The 17,660-nt window shown below is 41.8% G+C and carries 14 protein-coding genes and 1 riboswitch; of the genes, 10 read left to right on the top strand and 4 right to left on the bottom strand.

All coding sequences use genetic code 11. From position 1 onward, the window contains the following. Positions 1-43 precede the first annotated feature (43 nt). Both DRW42_RS26240 and DRW42_RS26235 read left to right on the top strand, forming a co-directional pair. Positions 44-2,404 (top strand): TonB-dependent receptor, encoded by a 2,361-nt coding sequence (locus DRW42_RS26240; protein WP_113951827.1) that lies wholly within the window; start codon positions 44-46, stop codon positions 2,402-2,404. A 27-nt stretch (positions 2,405-2,431) separates the two neighbouring features. Beyond that, entirely contained in the window at positions 2,432-2,998 is a 567-nt protein-coding gene (locus DRW42_RS26235) for a biliverdin-producing heme oxygenase (protein WP_113951826.1), read from the top strand. Between the two features lie 389 nt (positions 2,999-3,387). Here DRW42_RS26235 and DRW42_RS26230 read toward each other — a convergent pair whose 3' ends face one another. After that, positions 3,388-4,656: a peroxiredoxin family protein gene (locus DRW42_RS26230; protein WP_113951825.1), complete on the bottom strand. Its 1,269-nt coding sequence runs from the start codon at positions 4,654-4,656 to the stop codon at positions 3,388-3,390. A 137-nt stretch (positions 4,657-4,793) separates the two neighbouring features. Beyond that, positions 4,794-4,900: riboswitch (SAM riboswitch) on the top strand. Between the two features lie 323 nt (positions 4,901-5,223). On the opposite strand from DRW42_RS26230, the gene DRW42_RS26225 reads away from it, so the two are divergent. Then, on the top strand, positions 5,224-8,388 hold the full coding sequence (locus DRW42_RS26225; RefSeq protein WP_113951824.1) for a SusC/RagA family TonB-linked outer membrane protein: 3,165 nt from the start codon (positions 5,224-5,226) through the stop codon (positions 8,386-8,388). Between the two features lie 11 nt (positions 8,389-8,399). Beyond that, a complete protein-coding gene (locus DRW42_RS26220) occupies positions 8,400-9,833 on the top strand; it encodes a SusD/RagB family nutrient-binding outer membrane lipoprotein (protein ID WP_113951823.1) in 1,434 nt (477 codons plus the stop codon). A 247-nt stretch (positions 9,834-10,080) separates the two neighbouring features. On the opposite strand, the gene DRW42_RS26215 is transcribed toward DRW42_RS26220, so the two are convergent. Further along, entirely contained in the window at positions 10,081-10,281 is a 201-nt protein-coding gene (locus DRW42_RS26215; RefSeq protein ID WP_113951822.1) for a YtxH domain-containing protein, read from the bottom strand. A gap of 995 nt (positions 10,282-11,276) precedes the next feature. Here DRW42_RS26215 and DRW42_RS26205 point away from each other — a divergent pair. The 6 genes from DRW42_RS26205 (at position 11,277) to DRW42_RS28620 (ending at position 15,679) form a co-directional block, all read left to right on the top strand. Continuing rightward, a complete protein-coding gene (locus tag DRW42_RS26205; protein WP_113951820.1) occupies positions 11,277-12,086 on the top strand; it encodes a DUF1223 domain-containing protein in 810 nt (269 codons plus the stop codon). Between the two features lie 12 nt (positions 12,087-12,098). Further along, on the top strand, positions 12,099-12,275 hold the full coding sequence (locus DRW42_RS28915; protein WP_158544410.1) for a hypothetical protein: 177 nt from the start codon (positions 12,099-12,101) through the stop codon (positions 12,273-12,275). A gap of 120 nt (positions 12,276-12,395) precedes the next feature. Then, positions 12,396-12,845: an organic hydroperoxide resistance protein gene (locus DRW42_RS26200; RefSeq protein ID WP_113951819.1), complete on the top strand. Its 450-nt coding sequence runs from the start codon at positions 12,396-12,398 to the stop codon at positions 12,843-12,845. A gap of 147 nt (positions 12,846-12,992) precedes the next feature. Continuing rightward, entirely contained in the window at positions 12,993-14,036 is a 1,044-nt protein-coding gene (locus DRW42_RS26195) for an alpha/beta fold hydrolase (RefSeq protein WP_113951818.1), read from the top strand. A 16-nt stretch (positions 14,037-14,052) separates the two neighbouring features. After that, positions 14,053-14,913, top strand: a complete 861-nt coding sequence (locus tag DRW42_RS26190; protein ID WP_208643651.1) for a heme-binding domain-containing protein — start codon at positions 14,053-14,055, stop codon at positions 14,911-14,913. Between the two features lie 193 nt (positions 14,914-15,106). Beyond that, complete coding sequence (locus DRW42_RS28620; protein WP_147243812.1) at positions 15,107-15,679, top strand: hypothetical protein; 573 nt, start codon at positions 15,107-15,109, stop codon at positions 15,677-15,679. On the opposite strand, the gene DRW42_RS26175 is transcribed toward DRW42_RS28620, so the two are convergent. Beyond that, complete coding sequence (locus DRW42_RS26175; RefSeq protein ID WP_113951815.1) at positions 15,571-16,332, bottom strand: LytR/AlgR family response regulator transcription factor; 762 nt, start codon at positions 16,330-16,332, stop codon at positions 15,571-15,573. The genes DRW42_RS28620 and DRW42_RS26175 overlap by 109 nt on opposite strands. Further along, a complete protein-coding gene (locus DRW42_RS26170; protein ID WP_113951814.1) occupies positions 16,313-17,332 on the bottom strand; it encodes a sensor histidine kinase in 1,020 nt (339 codons plus the stop codon). Before DRW42_RS26170 ends, DRW42_RS26175 begins: the two co-directional genes overlap by 20 nt. Positions 17,333-17,660: the final 328 nt, after the last annotated feature.

The following is a 17,660-nucleotide window of genomic DNA, read 5'->3' as shown; positions in this document are numbered from 1 at the left end:
TGGAAAAAGGTCAAAACCTGATCCTGCAACAATAAAATAAAACATGTTTAAACTATCCGCCATCATACTTTTTCTCGCGTTTTTCCATTTAAAGGTTACTGCGCAGGATTATGGAAGTTTAAAAGGCACAGTTAGCGACGAACAGGGCAAAGCTTTACGTGGGGCAACCGTACACCTGGAGCCAGATGGACATACCACTGAAACCGATACCAAAGGTAATTTTGTTTTCAACAAGCTATTTACCGGTAATTACAGCATTACGGTAACCATGGTTGGTAAGGCCAGTTACCAGAATAATATTAAAATTGGTACAACTGCCGATAACCTGATCATTAAACTATTGGGTGATGAACGCGAACTTAACGAGGTTGCCGTATCCGAAAACCGTGCTGCCCCTGATAACCTGATGAAATTAGAACGCAGCGCCATGCCTGTTACCGTAATCAGCAGGCGCACCATCCAATTGATGGGCAGCAGAAGGCTCGATGAGGTATTGAAAGAACAAACCGGGATTGCGATTGTAAATAACATTGGCGGTGGTGCCCGGTCAGTAGGCGTGCAGATGCAGGGTTTTAGCAGTGAATATGTGATGATCTTAATCGACGGACAGCCCATGGTTGGCCGCAACAGCGGAAATTTTGATTTATCCAGGATCAGTGTTTCCAATATCGAACGGATAGAAATTATTAAAGGTGCATCTTCCTGTCTCTTCGGAAGCGAGGCGCTCGGCGGGGCGATTAACATCGTTACCCGCTATGGCGCTTTACAGCCACAGGCACTTATTGCGGCCAATTACGGGAGTTTAAACATTGCCGATATTACCCTCGAAGGCGAAACACCATTCGCTTCGCAAAGGGGATCGGCCAATATCTCTGCCAATTATTACCGGACCGATGGTTTTAATACCAACCCAAAATACATCCAACAGGGTACAACAGCACCACCTTATGATAATTATGCTTTGCAGGGCAGACTGAGGTATCGTTTAACACCAAGCAGTACGATTGGCTTTAGCGGCAGGTATGGGTTGAGGAAATCTTTTATGGCCAAAGATTTTGGCCTCGGCATTATTTCTGGCGATAGTCAGGATGAGCAGGATTTAAACCTTTCGGCCACTTTTGATCATAATTTCCAGTCAGGTTTGCGTAGCATGAGCCGTTATTATTTTACCAATTTCCGGTCCGATCAAAGTGTAGACTGGCAGCAAACGAACAGCAGCATTACCAAAGATATTTTTGTGCAGAACCTGCACCGTTTCGAACAGCAGTTTGCTTATGGTGTAAGCGATGAACTTAAATTTACCGGCGGTTTAGGTGGCAGTATCGAAACCATGAACGATGTTTCGCTCACCAATCCGGGTTCTGTAAGTACCGGTTTTGCCTTTTTACAGGGCGATTGGCAGCTGAACAAACAATTGGGAATAGTGGCGGGATTGCGTTACGATTTAACCAACGCCTATGGCAGCAAACTGAACCCCAGTTTAGGTTTGCAGTATAAAATTGTACCAACTTTAACCTTTAAAGCCGGTGCCGGTACAGGATTTAAAGCGCCTGATTTTAAATCGAGGTACCTTGTTTTTTATAACCCGGCGGCCAATTACCTGGTTATTGGTAACGAAGTGTTAAGGCAAACGCTAAATCAGCTGGATCAGCAGGGGCAGATCAGCGAGATCAGACAGTTTTTATTGAATCAGCTCGATCAGAATTTGCAGGCAGAACGGAGCACTTCGTTAAATTTAAGTTTCGAGTGGAAACCTAAAGATAATGTAAAAGTAGAGGCAGGCGTATTTCATCACAGCTTACACAACCAGATCAACAGCATCCAGGTGGCAACGGGTAGCGGGAACCGGAATATTTATACTTATCAAAATCTTCCTGAAGCGGTAAATAAAGGTATAGATGTATCGTTTGCCGTGAGTCCGCTTAAAAATTTAGAATTAAGTGCGGGTTATCAGTATTTGATTGCTAAAGACCTCAGTGTGATCGACAGCATTAAGGCTGGTCATTATCCTTATAACCAAAACATCCACGATCCGGCAACAGGAAATTCTTATGCGCCAAAACTTTCAGATTATTGGGGAATTGAAAACCGATCACGTCACATGGCTAATTTTAAGGCATTTTATAACTATCGCCCATGGGATGCCAGTTTAAACATCCGCGTAAATTACAGGGGCAAATATCCATTCGGCGACCGTAACGGAAACCAGTTTATCGATCGTTACGACACCTTTGTGAATGGCTTTTTTATGCTCAATGCCGCTTTCGAAAAAAAACTGATGAAACAGCATTTAAGTATCAGGCTTACGGCCGACAATATTTTAAATTATACTGATCGGTTGATGCCAGGTCAGCCGGGGCGTGTACTGCTGGCCGGATTAACCTATCGTTTATATAAAGATTAATTATTCAATCACCATAAATTACAAAACATGTTAAGTACCAATATTAAAGAGGCTACAAAAGCCGAGCACCAGAACCTCGAGAAACAGGTTGTTTTAAAACTAAAAGCCATCAGAAGCAATGCAGATTATGCGGATCTGTTGAAACATTTTTATGCTTATTTCAACCATATTGAAGCAAGCATAAAACCATACATTACCGAATCTATCCTGCCTGATTATGCACAGCGCAGAAACTCGAGTTACATCAAAGCTGATATTTTAGAACTGGGTGGCGATATCACTGACCTACCTTACACCACTGTACCAAAAATCGAAAATGCAGTGCAAGCATTGGGCGCCTTGTATGTGTTGGAAGGTTCGATTATGGGCGGAAGCATCATTGTAAAAATGCTCGAAAAAGGAGGCGTTACCCAAGGCGTTTCTTTCTTTTCGGGTTATGGCGAAGCTACCGGAATGATGTGGGGTAACTTTGTAGCGGTTTTAAATGCACAGGCAAAAACCGAACAAGATGAAGAAGAAGCGATTGTTGCAGCAAATGAGACGTTCAAACATTTTGTTTATGTGTTTGAGAAAGAGAGGATAGGAACGGTTTAAAGGAAATAAATTTATATTATTCGTGTCGTCACCCTGTCCCGCTTTCATATCGGGATCAGGGTCTTTCTTGTATGATGGATGCTGAAATAAATTCAGCATGACGGTTGGCTTGGAAAGGTCGTCATCTCGACTGAAGCGCAGCGTAACGGAGATCTATCTCGAAGTAGATTTTGCTTCGCAGAGCCTTCGGGTTCTCGACGGCTTTGCACTCCACTCAAAATCTATCCGCAACCATTAACGGGTTACAATGAGAAAAGTCGTCATTGCGAGAAGGCTATTTCAGCCGACGAAGCAATCTTACAACGATCGCTAGCAGCATACACTTTAAGATTTCTTCCCCGAGAAGTCGGGGCCGGCTGTCGTACCTCCTCACAATGACGACACTTTTATTACTTCTTCAGCAACGTATCAATCTCGGTATTAAATTCCTTTACAAATTCATCGTAAAACTTTCCGGTGGCCGGACCATTAAAACCCGTGTGGATTTGTGCTACATTTCCCTCTTTATCAATAATGATGGTAGTAGGAAATGATAAAAACGAATCAAGCGCTGGTAATGATTGCGATACCACCTGTTTATCGGCTGTGCCTGCAAGTACCTGATCGTATTCGATACCAAAACGCTCACGGAAACGCGTCATTACTTTTTTCGCATATTCAGGCTCAGTTGAGCGTTCGTAATGTAAAGCAATAATTTCTACACCACGTTTTTTGTTTGCTTTGTACCATGGTGCAATAAATGTGGCTTCATCAACACAGTTGGGGCACCAGCTTCCGGTAATGGTTAAAATCACCACCTTGTTTTTATACTTCTCATCTTTTAACGAAATTTTTTTGCCGTTTACATCAGGGAAACTGAAATCGAGGGTTTTGTAGCCTGTTTTCAGGTAAGTAAGCTTGTAAGGATCAGGAAGGGCAGCATTGTTATTTTTGGTTCCGGTAAAAGCCTGACTTCCCCTTGCACCCAAAATTTCACCTGTTAAAGTGCCATCCGGCTGAAAAGTACCCTTGTAATAAGCAGGAGAGGAGCCGATGAAACTCGAAAGCTGGAACTCATTACCTTCTACCACACCTTCGAGGTAACGCGAATCGCCGGTTACGCGTAAAAAAGTACCGGTAAGTTTGTTGCCTGTTTGTTTAAATAAACCTACGGTTTTTTCGTCTTTACCATTGGGCGATTTAAAAACCACATCATAACTGCCTGAGTAATCTGCTGTAGCTGGTTTGTTAATAGGTTCGAATCGGTAGTTTTTGCGCTCGGCCACAATGTTTAATGGCCTGCCTGCTTTATCCTGTTTACGTAAAGTACCTGTTAACTGATCACCATCTATTGCAAAAGCAAGCTCATTATCAAACTGATCGAGTTTTACAAAAAGCGAATCCGCTGTCTGTTTTACCAAACCGCCTTCAAATCTTTCTTCCGCATTGCGGAAATAAAGTTTCTGTTGTCCGCTTTTTTCGTTCATTTCAAAATTGAAAGGGATCTCCAAACCTTCCTTTACTTTGGCAATTCCACGCCAGGTACCCAAGGCAACAAATGCCCTTGGCTTTATTTTATGAAGTTTTACCACTTGATTTGCTAAAGTAGTATTTTGTTGGGCAAAGGTTAGAGAGGTTGATATAGCCAGTGCGGCGGTGAATATGGATTTTATGTTCATTGGGATGTGTGTTAATCGACTAAATTAGTCGACAAATATACTGACCAAATCACCAAAGAAAAAATATTTCAAAAAAAATCTATAAAAACTATAGGATAAATCGAATAAGTTATACCTTTGCCCCAGTTATTTTAAAATACTTATCAAGAAAGGCGGAGGGAATGGCCCTGTGAAGCCTTAGCAACCAACTAATTTTTAGAAATGGTGCTAATTCCATCCCGGATGAATCTGGGGTAGTTAAGTCAGTAGTTTGCGATATCCTTATTAAAATATATGGAGCACTTCTGATTTAAGGGGTGCTTTTTTTTGCCCCGATGCCATCCTGATAAGTAAATGTGTTTTATAGAAAATCATTGAAATGAAAAAAACAGACGAGCTAAAATCCATTGATGCAAACCTCCGTGCATATTTCCGAATGCGCATGTCCTGTTAAAGTAACGCTATTTTAACAGGCTTTTTTGATCTAACCATTCCTTCTTATTCTTTAATAAAAACACGGTTTTTAACCGTGCAGGAATTGTTTTGCCCAAATTATTTATCCTTTATCTAATCATTAATTACACACACATGTTTAAAAAAATTAACTCAATAGCGTTTATCCTGCTGCTCTTTATCACGCAGCAGCTATTCGCTCAAAATGCCATCATTACCGGAACGGTGAAGTCGGCGGATGGTGAAACACTGCCCGGTGTATCCATCTTTATAAAAGAAACCAAGCAAACCACCATTAGCGATGGTAAGGGTGCTTTTAGCATTAATGCACCAGAAAAGGGCACATTGGTATTTTCTTATATCGGGTTCAAAACCCAGGAGATACAAATCAGCAAAAACGGACCGATTTCAGTAATCCTTCAATCGAGCGATAATGCGCTTGATGAAGTGGTGGTTACTGCATTGGGCATTTCGAGAGAGAAAAAATCGCTTGGTTATGCCGTTCAGGAAGTGAAAGGACAAAGTTTGGCCGAAGCAAAAGAATCGAACCTGGTAAATGCGCTTGCGGGTAAAATTGCCGGTGTAAGGGTAACCAATAGTCAGGGGAGCATGGGTTCATCTCGTGTGGTGATCAGGGGAGAAACTTCAATTGCAGGAAATAACCAACCATTATTTGTGGTTGATGGGATCCCGGTTGATAACTCGCAGTTAAATTCGGCAGGAGCAAGGGATTATGCCAATACCATTTCAGATATCAATCCGGAAGATATCGAATCAATGAGTGTATTAAAAGGACCAAACGCGGCTGCGTTATATGGCTCGAGGGCTGCAGCAGGGGTTATCCTGATCAAAACCAAAACAGGTAAATCGAAAAAAGGATTGGGCATCGCAGTTAACTCAAATGCCGTAATAGAAAGCATATTAACCTTACCGGTGTACCAAAATGCATTTGGTCAGGGTTCGGAAGGTAAATTTAGCTACGTAGATGGTAAAGGAGCCGGTGTTAATGATGGGGTTGATGAGAGCTGGGGACCAAAACTGGACGGAAGATTGATTCCACAATTTTATTCTAAAGGTGTTGCTGTTCCATTTGTGGCACATCCTGATAATGTACGCGATTTCTTCGAAACCGGTTATTCTTTAAACAATGGCGTATCTGTTGCCGATGCAGGAGAAAAATTCGATTACCGTTTATCATATAACAACCTTAAAGAAGTAGGCGTAATTCCTAACTCCGGTCAGGGGAAAAACTCTTTTGTTTTAAATTCAACTTTAAGGATCACACCAAAACTGAGTGTTACCGCCAATGCAAATTACAGTAAACTATCTTCTGATAATTTACCGGGTACAGGCGGTTCGCGTTCTACCAGTACCATGTTGCAGTTTACCTGGTTCGGCCGTCAGGTTGATATTAACCAGTTAAAAAACTACCTGGATGAAAACGGAAATACCTTTAACTGGAACAACAGCTATTACAGCAATCCGTATTGGGTAGCTTATGAAAATACTGTTTCGCAAAACCGTAACAGGCTTATCGGTAGCATTGGGCTGAATTATAAAATTATTAAAGGCCTGGAATTCAATTTCCGTACAGGAACCGATTATTACAATGACAGACGTAAGGTGAAAATTGCTTACGGAACCAACGGAACCCCATTTGGGTCTTATACCGAAAGTGCATTTACTGTAAGCGAAAGCAATACCGATGCAACCTTAAACTTTAACAGGCAATTGAATGATGATTTTAGCCTTGAAGTATTGGGCGGAAGCAACATTCGTACGCGTTATATCGAACAGAATGATCAGAGTGCACCACGACTGGCCGTTGCCGGACTTTACTCGTTAAGCAACTCAAGGGATCCTTTAACCTCATCCAACAACTACAGCAAATTAAAATCTTACAGTGTTTATGCATCTGGTCAGATTGGGTTTAGAAACTACCTTTTTGCTAATATTACTGCCCGTAACGATTGGTCATCAACTTTACCGGCACAAAACAGGTCATATTTCTACCCATCTTTTAATGGAAGTTTTGTAGCAACAGAGGCGTTTGATATTAAAGGAGGCGTGCTCGATTACTGGAAAATCCGTGGAGGCTGGTCTAAAGTGGGTAAAGATGCAGATCCTTACCGTTTGATCAATACTTATTCGTTTAGTGCACCTTATGGTTCGAGCCCGCAATTAAGCCCGGCAACAACCGATCTTAACCGCGATCTTAAACCCGAAACCACTACCTCAACAGAATTGGGTACTGAAGCAACCTTTTTCGGTAAAAGAGTCCGCCTGGATTTAAGTTTGTACAATACCAACAGTTACGACCAGATTTTAAGTGTGGATGTGAGCCAGAGTACAGGTTTCCGTTCTAAATTGCTTAATGCAGGTAAAATTAACAATAAAGGTATCGAGGTGCAGTTAGGACTAACCCCGGTAAAAAAACAGTTTATCTGGGATATTGATTTTAACTATGCAGCCAACAGAAGTAAAGTGATCGAACTGGATAAAGCCGGATTATTGCAGAATTATGTAGTGGCTTCTAACTCAGCACAGGTAATTGCAGCGGTCGGTCAGCCTTATGGTGCCTTATTTGGTAATGCATTTTTGAGGGATGGCAATGGCAACATCGTGGTAAACTCAACCGGTGCCCCGCAAACCGATCCTACCAAAAAGGTATTGGGTAAATACACACCTGACTGGATTGGTGGTGTTTACAATACTTTCAGTTATAAAGGTGTGAGTTTGGGCGTATTAATCGATGCCAGTTTTGGTGGCTCTATTTATAACGGAACTTATGCTACCGGAACTTATACTGGCGTTTTAGCTTCTACTTTACCGGGCAGGGCAGCCGAATATGGTGGTATTTCTTATTACTACCCCGGCAACAATAAAGCCAACGGAACAGTTAGAGTAAACGGAGCTGCTCCGGCAGGAGAAACGGTTTATGATGACGGGATTATTTTTGACGGTGTAACAGCCGATGGCAAACGCAACGATAAGATATTACCTGCACAGCAATACTATAAATCGTTCCGCACCATTGATGAAGCGAATATTTTCGATGCTTCGTATGTAAAACTACGTGAGGTTAAATTAAGCTATAACCTGCCTGCAAAATGGTTGCGCCCCTTAAGTTTACAGGGTGTTTCGGTATCACTTGTTGGGCGTAACCTTTGGATTATTCACCGTAACACTGTTGATATTGATCCTGAAGTGGCCTTCAATACAGGTAATGGTCAGGGTTTAGAGAGTCTTTCTAACCCAACTACCCGTACCTACGGACTTAACCTGAATATCAAATTTTAATCATTCCCATCATGAAAAATAAAAAACTATATATACTGGCCGCATTGGCAATTACGCTTTCATCTTGTGGTAAAGAACTGGATGAGGTAAATATCAATCCGAATAATACCGAAAATGCACAGCCCGATTATCTGCTTACCGGTGCCATTAAAAACACGGTAGATGCCTATTGGAGCACAACCAATACCATGAACTCGAGTTCGTTGTTTGTACAACACTGGGCCAAAGTACAATATACCGAAGAAGACCGTTTCATCTATTCGAACAGCAGTTTTACTTCGCTATGGTCTACTGGGTATTCGCAGAGCATTACGGCTTTTAATAAAATTGCACAGCTTGGCGATGCACAGGCCAATCCAAATTATAAAGGTGTGGCCCTGGTATTAAGGTCGTGGGTGTTTTTATTGTTAACCGATGCTTATGGCGATGTGCCTTATTCGCAGGCCGGAAAAATAAGCGATTTTATCACACCAGCTTACGATAAACAAAAGGATGTTTATTTTGGATTGTTAACTGATTTAAAAGCAGCAAAAACGGCTTTGGATCCGGCAGGTAAAGCCATTAGTGGTGATATTATTTACAGTGGTAATATTGCCCGCTGGAAAAAACTGGCCAATTCACTGCGTTTGCGCATTGCGCTCCGTATTGCGGATAAAGAACCTGCCAGGGCCAAACAAGTATTGGACGAAATTGCAGCAGATGGCGATACTTATTTAAGCGATAATACAGATGTTGCCCAGTTAATTTATTTAACCTCTCCGCAACAAAACCCGGTGAGTGCACTTTTCGAAACCAGGGATGATTATAGGGTGAGCAAAACCCTTGTAGATAAGCTTTTTGCCTTAAACGATCCACGTTTACCGGTTTATGCAAGTAAAACACAAACGCCAACACCAGAAGAATATATCGGCGTACCTAACGGATCAACCAATTCGGAAGCGAGTGCCTTAGGTTTTGCAAAAACATCAAAACCAGGAGCTTATTTCCTGTTGCCACAGGCACCTGCGGTTATTTTTAGTTATTCGGAATTACTTTTCGACAGGGCAGAAGCTGCGGCAAGGGGATTAACCACCGAAAATGCGGCTGATTTATATAAACAAGCAATTAAAGCATCTTTAAAGCAATACAATATCAGCGATGCAACTGCCGATACTTACGCAGCGCAGGCCGCAGTGCAGTATGATGCCAGCAACTATAAAAAATCAATCGGTGAGCAAAAATGGATTGCTTTATTTGGTCAGGGTTTAGAAGCCTGGGCTGAGCAACGCAGGCTGGATTATCCTCAGTTAAGCGCATCGGTAAATACAGTGCTTAACGGTAAAATCCCGGTACGTTTTATTTACCCGGGTACCGAGCAATCGTTAAACGGACAGAGTTATAAAAATGCGGTAAGCAGTCAGGGAGCTGATTTATTAACCACCAAACTTTGGTTTGATGCTTTTTAAGTCAATAGTGGTTTTAGTGGAAGCTGTGTCATAAACTTGGTTTCTCAAGAAAATTGTCATGTTGAGCTTGTCGAAACGCCTTAAAAGGTGTTATGGAAGATCCTTCGACAAGCTCAGGATGACAATCTATATTTACGGTACATCCTTTTAAAACAAAAGTCCCGGGTTTTTAAAACCGGGACTTTTTTGCTTTTTACCATCAAAGAAAAAGATAAACCTGTTCAGGTTGCTTTCTTTTAATTGGTATTCATCTCGCTAAATCTTCAGCGGCGTTGCTTGCTCTGGTTTTCAGTTCTTCTGCATAACCTTTCGCTTTATCTGCCCACTGTGGTGCTCTATCGAATAAATCGTCTACAATTGATTGTCCGGTAACCGGATCTTTCTTTGTGATATATTTTACGCCTGCATATACTGCGGCGCCAATAATTGCTGTTTTTAAAATTCCCATGTTCTTGTCTTTTTTAGTTAAACATTATAAGATCGTTAAAAGTTTTAGACGATTTAATATTGGCATTGTTACAAATAGCTTTGAGTGCTACTGGATGTTAGCATCTGATACTGAAACAATTCTTATTCTTTTAGCCACGGAGGCAAGGAAAAATATTGTAATGGGATCCTTCGACTACGCTCAGGATGACAAATCGCATTTTTGTGTTTCCGGAGTATCTTTTTATGCTTTGGCAGTAGCTTTTAGTCTCTCTAGAGCCCGGCTTAGTACTTCCAAAAGACCCTTTTGTACTCCGCGAATAGCTTTTAGTACCCCGGAAGGACATTTTTCTACTTCTGAAGCTCTTTAATTGTACTCCGGCAGTAGCTTTTAGTACTTCAGCAGTTCGGCTTGGTACTTCCGGAGTACCTTTTTCTACTTCTGAAGCTCTTTAATTGTACTCCGGCAGTAGCTTTTAGTACTCCTGTAGTTCGGCTTAGTACTTCCGGGGTACCTTTTTCTACTTCCGGAGCTATTTAATAGTCCTCTGGAAGGACCTTTTTATACTCCGCGAGTAGCTTTTATTACTCCGGAAGGACTTTTTTGTACTACCGGAGTACCTTTTTCTACTTCGGAAGACCAAATTGCGCTTCCGAAGTACTTTTAAATACGTTTAAAGGCCCTTTTTGAATTTAAAGCGCATGCTGGTAGCGAGCGATATAAGATTGCTTTCCCGAAAACCGGGGCAGGCTGTCGGCTGAAAAAGCCTTTCTGTAATGACGATCTCCTGCCATGGTTCGTGGCGATACGAAGCATTACCTACCATCTTGCCAGTGAAGTCGAGTTTTAAAATATGTTGTATGTAAACGATGTCTAAAAACTTGACTTCTTTGGAGGCCTGTCTATTTCAATCCCCACATTTCCCAATTCGGATCTGATTACGCCTGACTAAGCTATTTTCTACTCTGTGAGGGGCATCTTTTGAAATAGTTTTGATCAACAAAAAACACAGAAACATGAAAACAACGAAAATTTTATGGCTGGCTAATTTCTTCCTTGCAATTACCCTTTCCATTACGGCCTTTGCGGCAATGTATAAAACACCGGTAAAAAAGATAACGGTTAACAATCCCGGAAAAGGTTTTGCAGTGGTAGAACTTTTTACTTCCGAAGGCTGCTCCAGCTGTCCGCCCGCCGATGAATTACTTGCCAGGTTAGAAAAGGAATCGGCAGGTAAAGAACTGTTTGTACTGGCTTACCATGTAGATTATTTCGATCGTTTGGACTGGAAAGATACTTTCGGTAGTCCCGAATACTCCAAACGACAGGTGCAGTATGGTCAATGGTTAAGGTTACCGCAAATTTATACCCCGCAGGTAATTGTTAACGGCAGCACTGAGTTTATCGGTTCAGAAGAAGCCAGTATCCGTAAGGCAATCTCGGCTCAGTTAAATACCAGGTCGAATCCAGAAATAAAACTTCAATCGCACCTTAGCGAAAATTCATTTAAGGTACATTATCAGGCTTCCGGAGCAGTTCAGGGGAGCAATCTTTTAATTGCTATTATACAAAAGGCAGCTCGTACCCAAGTGGCCAGGGGGGAGAATGAAGGCCGCACCTTATCGCATGTTCAGATTGTACGTAAACTACAGTACGAAAAGTTAACGGAAGCCGGAAACGGAGCAGTTACGGTTACACTACCCAAAGGATACAACGAAAAAGATTGGGAAGTAATCGGCCTGATTCAGAATCAAAGCAATGGAAAGGTAATCGCGGCAGCAAAAGCCACAAAATTCGAAACCATTGTTGATCACAATCAACATTAAAATAATAAAGCCATGGAAAATACACATAAAAGAAGCCAGAGCCGATTTTTAGTCGCCATCATTTCGATGTTATCGATGCTCTTTCTCATCACTCCACCCTTCGAAAGGAATGTACAACAATGCGAAATGATCAGGGAAATCGGCAGGAAAAAGAAAACCGGATTTCTGTTGGATGGCGAAATGGAATAACAAAAATATCCGGGTTATTAAATGACTAATTCAGCTATTAATCTGCCTGCTTCACCCGAATAAGGTCGTTAAAAGGCCTTTAACACTATAATTTTGATCAACAAATAAATAAATAACAAAATGGAAAATAATCAGAACAGCAACCCAACAGTGGATGCTAAAGCACAAAAAGTATTGTATACAGGAAAAACCCACACTACAGGTGGCAGAGATGGCAGCTCGAAAAGCTCAGATGGAAGACTTGATATTTCGCTTTCTTCTCCGGGTTCGAACGGAGCCGGTACCAACCCCGAGCAATTGTTCGCCGCTGGCTGGTCGGCATGTTTTATCGGCGCTATTGGGCTGGCAGCTGCAAAAAACAAAATCACTTTACCTGCTGATTTAGCAGTTGATACCGAAGTAGATCTTTGTTTAGCAGATGGTGCATACAGTTTGCAGGCCAGGTTAAATGTGAGCCTTCCGGGTTTATCGCCTGAAATAGCGCGATTGCTAACCGATGCTGCACACCAAACCTGTCCGTATTCTAAAGCAACCCGTGGCAACATCAATGTAGAAATTAATTTGGTGTAAATAACCTTCACACACATCGTCATCTCGACTGAAGCGCAGCGAAATGGAGAGATCTATCTCGAAACAGATTTAGCTTCGCTGAGCACTTACGTGGTTCTCGACTGCATTGCACTCCACTCGAAATGACGATCCTTTAAAACTAAAAACATGATACCAAAACATAAAAACCACCGGAATTACACATCAGTATTTGCGGTATTATTAATCGCATTTGTACAGCTATTTGCTGCTAAAGCGGTTCTTGCACAATCAGCAATAAATATAATCACTGCTGATCAGACTACCTTCGGAAAATTGAAACAGATAAATGCAGGTCTGTTAAATGTAGGCTACGTAGAAGCCGGACCAGCCAACGGCACACCCGTAATTTTACTACATGGCTGGCCTTACGATATCCACAGTTACGAAACCGTAACACCAGGTTTAGCGGCTAAAGGTTACCACGTAATTGTTCCTTATTTAAGGGGACATGGCACCACAACTTTTCTTTCTGATAAAACCTTTCGCAACGGACAGCAGGCTGCGGTAGCCCTGGATATCATAGCCTTAATGGATGCCTTGAAGATAGATAAAGCCATTTTGGGCGGTTATGATTGGGGTGCCAGAACGGCTGATATTATTGCTGCTTTATGGCCTGAACGTACCATCGGACTGGTTTCGGTAAGTGGCTACCTGATCAACAACCTGGAGCGGAATAAATTACCACTTTCGCCAAAAGCAGAACAGGGTTGGTGGTATCAGTATTATTTTGCAACAGCACGCGGAAAGGCAGGTTATGAAGCCAACAGGAACGAATTTGCCAAACTGATCTGGAAAAATGTATCGCCCGAATGGAAATTTGATGAGCAGACTTTTCAGCGCAGTGCTGCTGCATTCCACAATCCTGATTACATCAATATCGTGATCCACAATTACCGCTGGAGATTAAGTTTAGAACCTGGCGAAGCCAAATATGAAGTGTACGAAAATAAACTGGCCCAAGCCCCGGTAATTACGGTACCTGTCATTACACTTGATGGTGATGCCGATGGCGTGGCCCTCGCAACTGATGGCGCTGCTTATGCCAATAAATTTACAGGGAAATACAAACACCTGATTGTTAAAGGTGCCGGGCATAACCTGCCTCAGGAACAGCCTGATGCATTTACTGATGCGATAGTAACGGTAGATGGTTACGCGAAAAATAAATAGATAATCGATATAGGCCATGGAAAATTTAAAGCAAAGAAAAAGGCTGCTATCAATTGCAGGAGTAATTGCCGTATTTATCTTCATCAGTATCCAGTTTACGGGGCCAAAAGTGGCAAACCCGGCAGTTAAAAACACCTTTAAAGGACCTGCAGCCGTAGAGCAGATTTTTAAAAAAGCCTGTTACGATTGCCATTCAAACGAAACGGACCTGGCCTGGTATGATAAAATTGCGCCCATATCCTGGAAGGTAGCCAACGATGTAGCTAATGCCAGAAGCCGTTTTAACTTCTCGCAATGGAATGATCTTAGTGAAGCCGAGCAGGAAACAAAACTCTGGTACATTGTAAACATGATCGGTCAGGGTAAAATGCCCTTAAAAAGTTATGTCGCGCTGCATCCTTCGGCAAGAGTTTCAAAAGAGGAACTGGCATTGCTAAAAACATTTGTGATTTCCTATTCGGCAGAAAAAGCTATGAAAAAGAAAGGATTGAAGGTTGTAACCATGCATAATGAAACAGACATTAAACTTCAACAACCAGTGGCCTTAAATGGAGTGGCTTATAGCGGCGATTATAAAAACTGGGAGGTGATCAGCACAACCAACCGCTTTGATAATGGCACCATGCGGATTATTTATGGCAATGCCATTACCGTAAAAGCGATTAAAGAGGGGCGGATCAATCCATGGCCCGAAGGTTCGGTTATTGTAAAAGTAGTATGGAATAAAAGTGCCGAAGATGAAAACGGAGAAGTACGTACCGGCGATTTTAACAATGCGCAGTTTATGGTAAAAAACAGTAAAAAGTTTAAGAGTACTGAAGGTTGGGGCTTCGCCAGATTTTCTGGTCAGAAATTACTGGCTTATGGTAAAATGTAGGTTTTGCCACCGAGTGTATCAATTGCCATCAGCTGGCTTCAAAAACGGGTTTTGTTTTTGATATTCCGAAGAAGTAGCTAATACCGTACCGTCATTTCGAGTGAAGTGTAACGAAATCGAGAAATCTATCTCGAGATAGATCTCTCCACTTCACTGCGTTTCGGTCGAGATGACGACCAAAAAAATAATAAAAATGAAAACAACTACAAATAATAACCTCATCATTAAATGCCTGGCGTCGGCCTTTGCAATGCTCATCTTTAACGCCTGCAGCAGAGAAAAACAGCCCGAACTGGCACCAACAGCCCTTTATCAGGAAATGGGAATGCACCCTGTTACTTCTAGCTTTAATACCAAAAAGCAGGTAATTTCTGTCCTCTATGCGAATGATGTGGTGAGAAAAAACCTTCATACAGGTGCCGGGAAATATACCCTGGTGCGCTGGGAACAGAAACCACATCCCTTATGGTTTGGCGGAAATACCAATGGCAAAATACTTTCGGTGGAGAAAATAACCTCTCAAAAGATGCCAACGGCTTCACAGACATTCATTACCAAAAACAATCAGCTCCAAATGGAGAAAAGGCTGAAGAAATGGATGTCAGGAAGCGGATCAGGTATATTTTGTCACAAAATTTTTCGCAGTTCCCTGATTAATTACCGGTTTTCAAGCCAGTTTAAAAATGCCGTAGTTTTCTCTTTCCCGATCAATAATTTTTCGGGAGAAGGGATCACCAGTTTTACGAATAATTTGCGGTCGAAATAATGTTCTACTTCTTTAATCGCGCTGAAATTAATGATATACTGCCTGTTAAGCCTGAAAAACTGTAAACTGGAGAGTTGATTTTGTATGGTATCGAGCGACTGACTTAATGTATATTCTTCCTCCTTCAATGTCATGATGGTAGGCGATTCATTCCTGATGTAAATAAAAGCAATCTGCTCGGTAGGCACTGTAGTATATTTGTTGTGTTTAAACACCAGAAAACTCTTTTTTCCTTCATCCGGACCAATGCGTTTAAGCAGTTCATTCATATTGGGCAGCTTGTTCTGCTGGAAGAAATTCTGAAACTGATCTACCTTTTCAAATGCTTTTTGAAGGTCGTCCTGAGAGAAAGGTTTCAGGAGATAATCGATCCCATTGGCCTTGATGGCATCCATGGCGTATTCCCCATAAGCGGTACAAAAAATTACCGGACAGCTGATTTTAACCGATTGAAAAATTTCAAATGACAATCCGTCTGATAGCTGGATATCCATAAATATCAAGTCGGGATTTTCGTTTTCCGAAAAATACTGCACCGCATCATCAATACTTTGCAGGTTGGCCACAATCTGCGCCTTCGGACGTATTTTGGTAATCAGGTTTGCCAATGACTTTGCAGCCTTTAACTCATCTTCAATGATGATAATCTTCATGTATAACAGGGAGTTTTATACTAAAATGGGTTTCGTTTTTAATAATTTCGATTTCCTTATCTAACAGGTGCTGGTAGCGCTGGTTGATGTTTTCGAGACCAATTCCGGTTGATGCTTCTGGTGTACGTTTCGGCTGGATCTTATTCTCCACCACAATAAAATCACCTTCGATAAAGATTTTAATATGCAGCGGTTTTTGAAGGGAAAGCACATTGTGTTTGATGCAGTTTTCGATCAAAAGCTGTAAAGTAAAAGGAGGGATAAGGGTTTGGTGGTAGCTTTTATCCATATCAATGGCAAGATCGATACCTTCCTCAAAACGGGCTTTTAATAAAAAAAGATAAGCATCTAAAATATCGAGTTCTTCTGCAAGTTTGATCAGGTCATGTTTGCGGCTCTCGAGCGTATAGCGGTAAAAATCAGAAAGTTTAAGGATAAACTCTACACTGTGTTTATCGCTGCTCTCAACCATATATTTAAGCGTATTAAGGCTGTTGAACAGAAAATGCGGGTTAACCTGTTGTTTCAATAGCTCGTATTGTGCGCCCAGGTTGTCGGATTTTGTACGTTCCAGTTCAATGCCTACCTGCTGGTTCTGGTAATTCTGGTAAAGCAGGTTCAGGAACATGTAAAAGGTAATGTTCACCAATATTCCCCTTACCTCAAACATCAGCATAATTGGTCCGAAATTGATATGCGATAATAAAAACTGCTGTAAACAGGCCAGGATAAACATTAAAAGTATCCCGAAGAAAAGCCCTTTAACCAGGCGCATTACCGAAAAACCGCTGGCTACATCACGCGATGAATAGGCGGGGAGGGTTAGTACATTGTAATACCAGATGATTACGGCAAAGAGAAAAGTTACGGCAGCATCAACCAGTGCCTCGTAAAGGTTAAAACGATGCTCGGCAATTTTGGGCACAGAAGTTAATATCCCGAGAAAAAAGGAACTCAGCCATATTACTTTGTGCGAAATCTTAAATGTTTTCTTTTTCATGCCTGCCCAAAGATAATATAAATCTGGTTGACTGATTGCTGTCAGATGTTGCGATCTGACGGTGAACAGATCTTGTTTTGTTTTTTGCCACGGATGCACGGGAAGCACGGAATCATTCTCCGATCATGATGACACAAAGAATGGGTAAGCCCTGTTCCGTGTTAATCAGTGTCTCTGTGGCAATTATTACGCTGTTTTGATGGGCGTGCCCTCTACCGATAGGTATCTGGGTACATCCCCGCCTGAATGGCTGGGCAGGTGTGTGAAATTTAAGAAAGAGTAGTTGAGGTGGTCTGTGGGGACACCAATGCTATTAACTTAGTGTTAT

The organism is Pedobacter miscanthi, from assembly GCF_003315595.1.
GTDB lineage: Bacteria > Bacteroidota > Bacteroidia > Sphingobacteriales > Sphingobacteriaceae > Pedobacter > Pedobacter miscanthi.
This window is presented reverse-complemented; position numbering and strand designations above follow the sequence as displayed.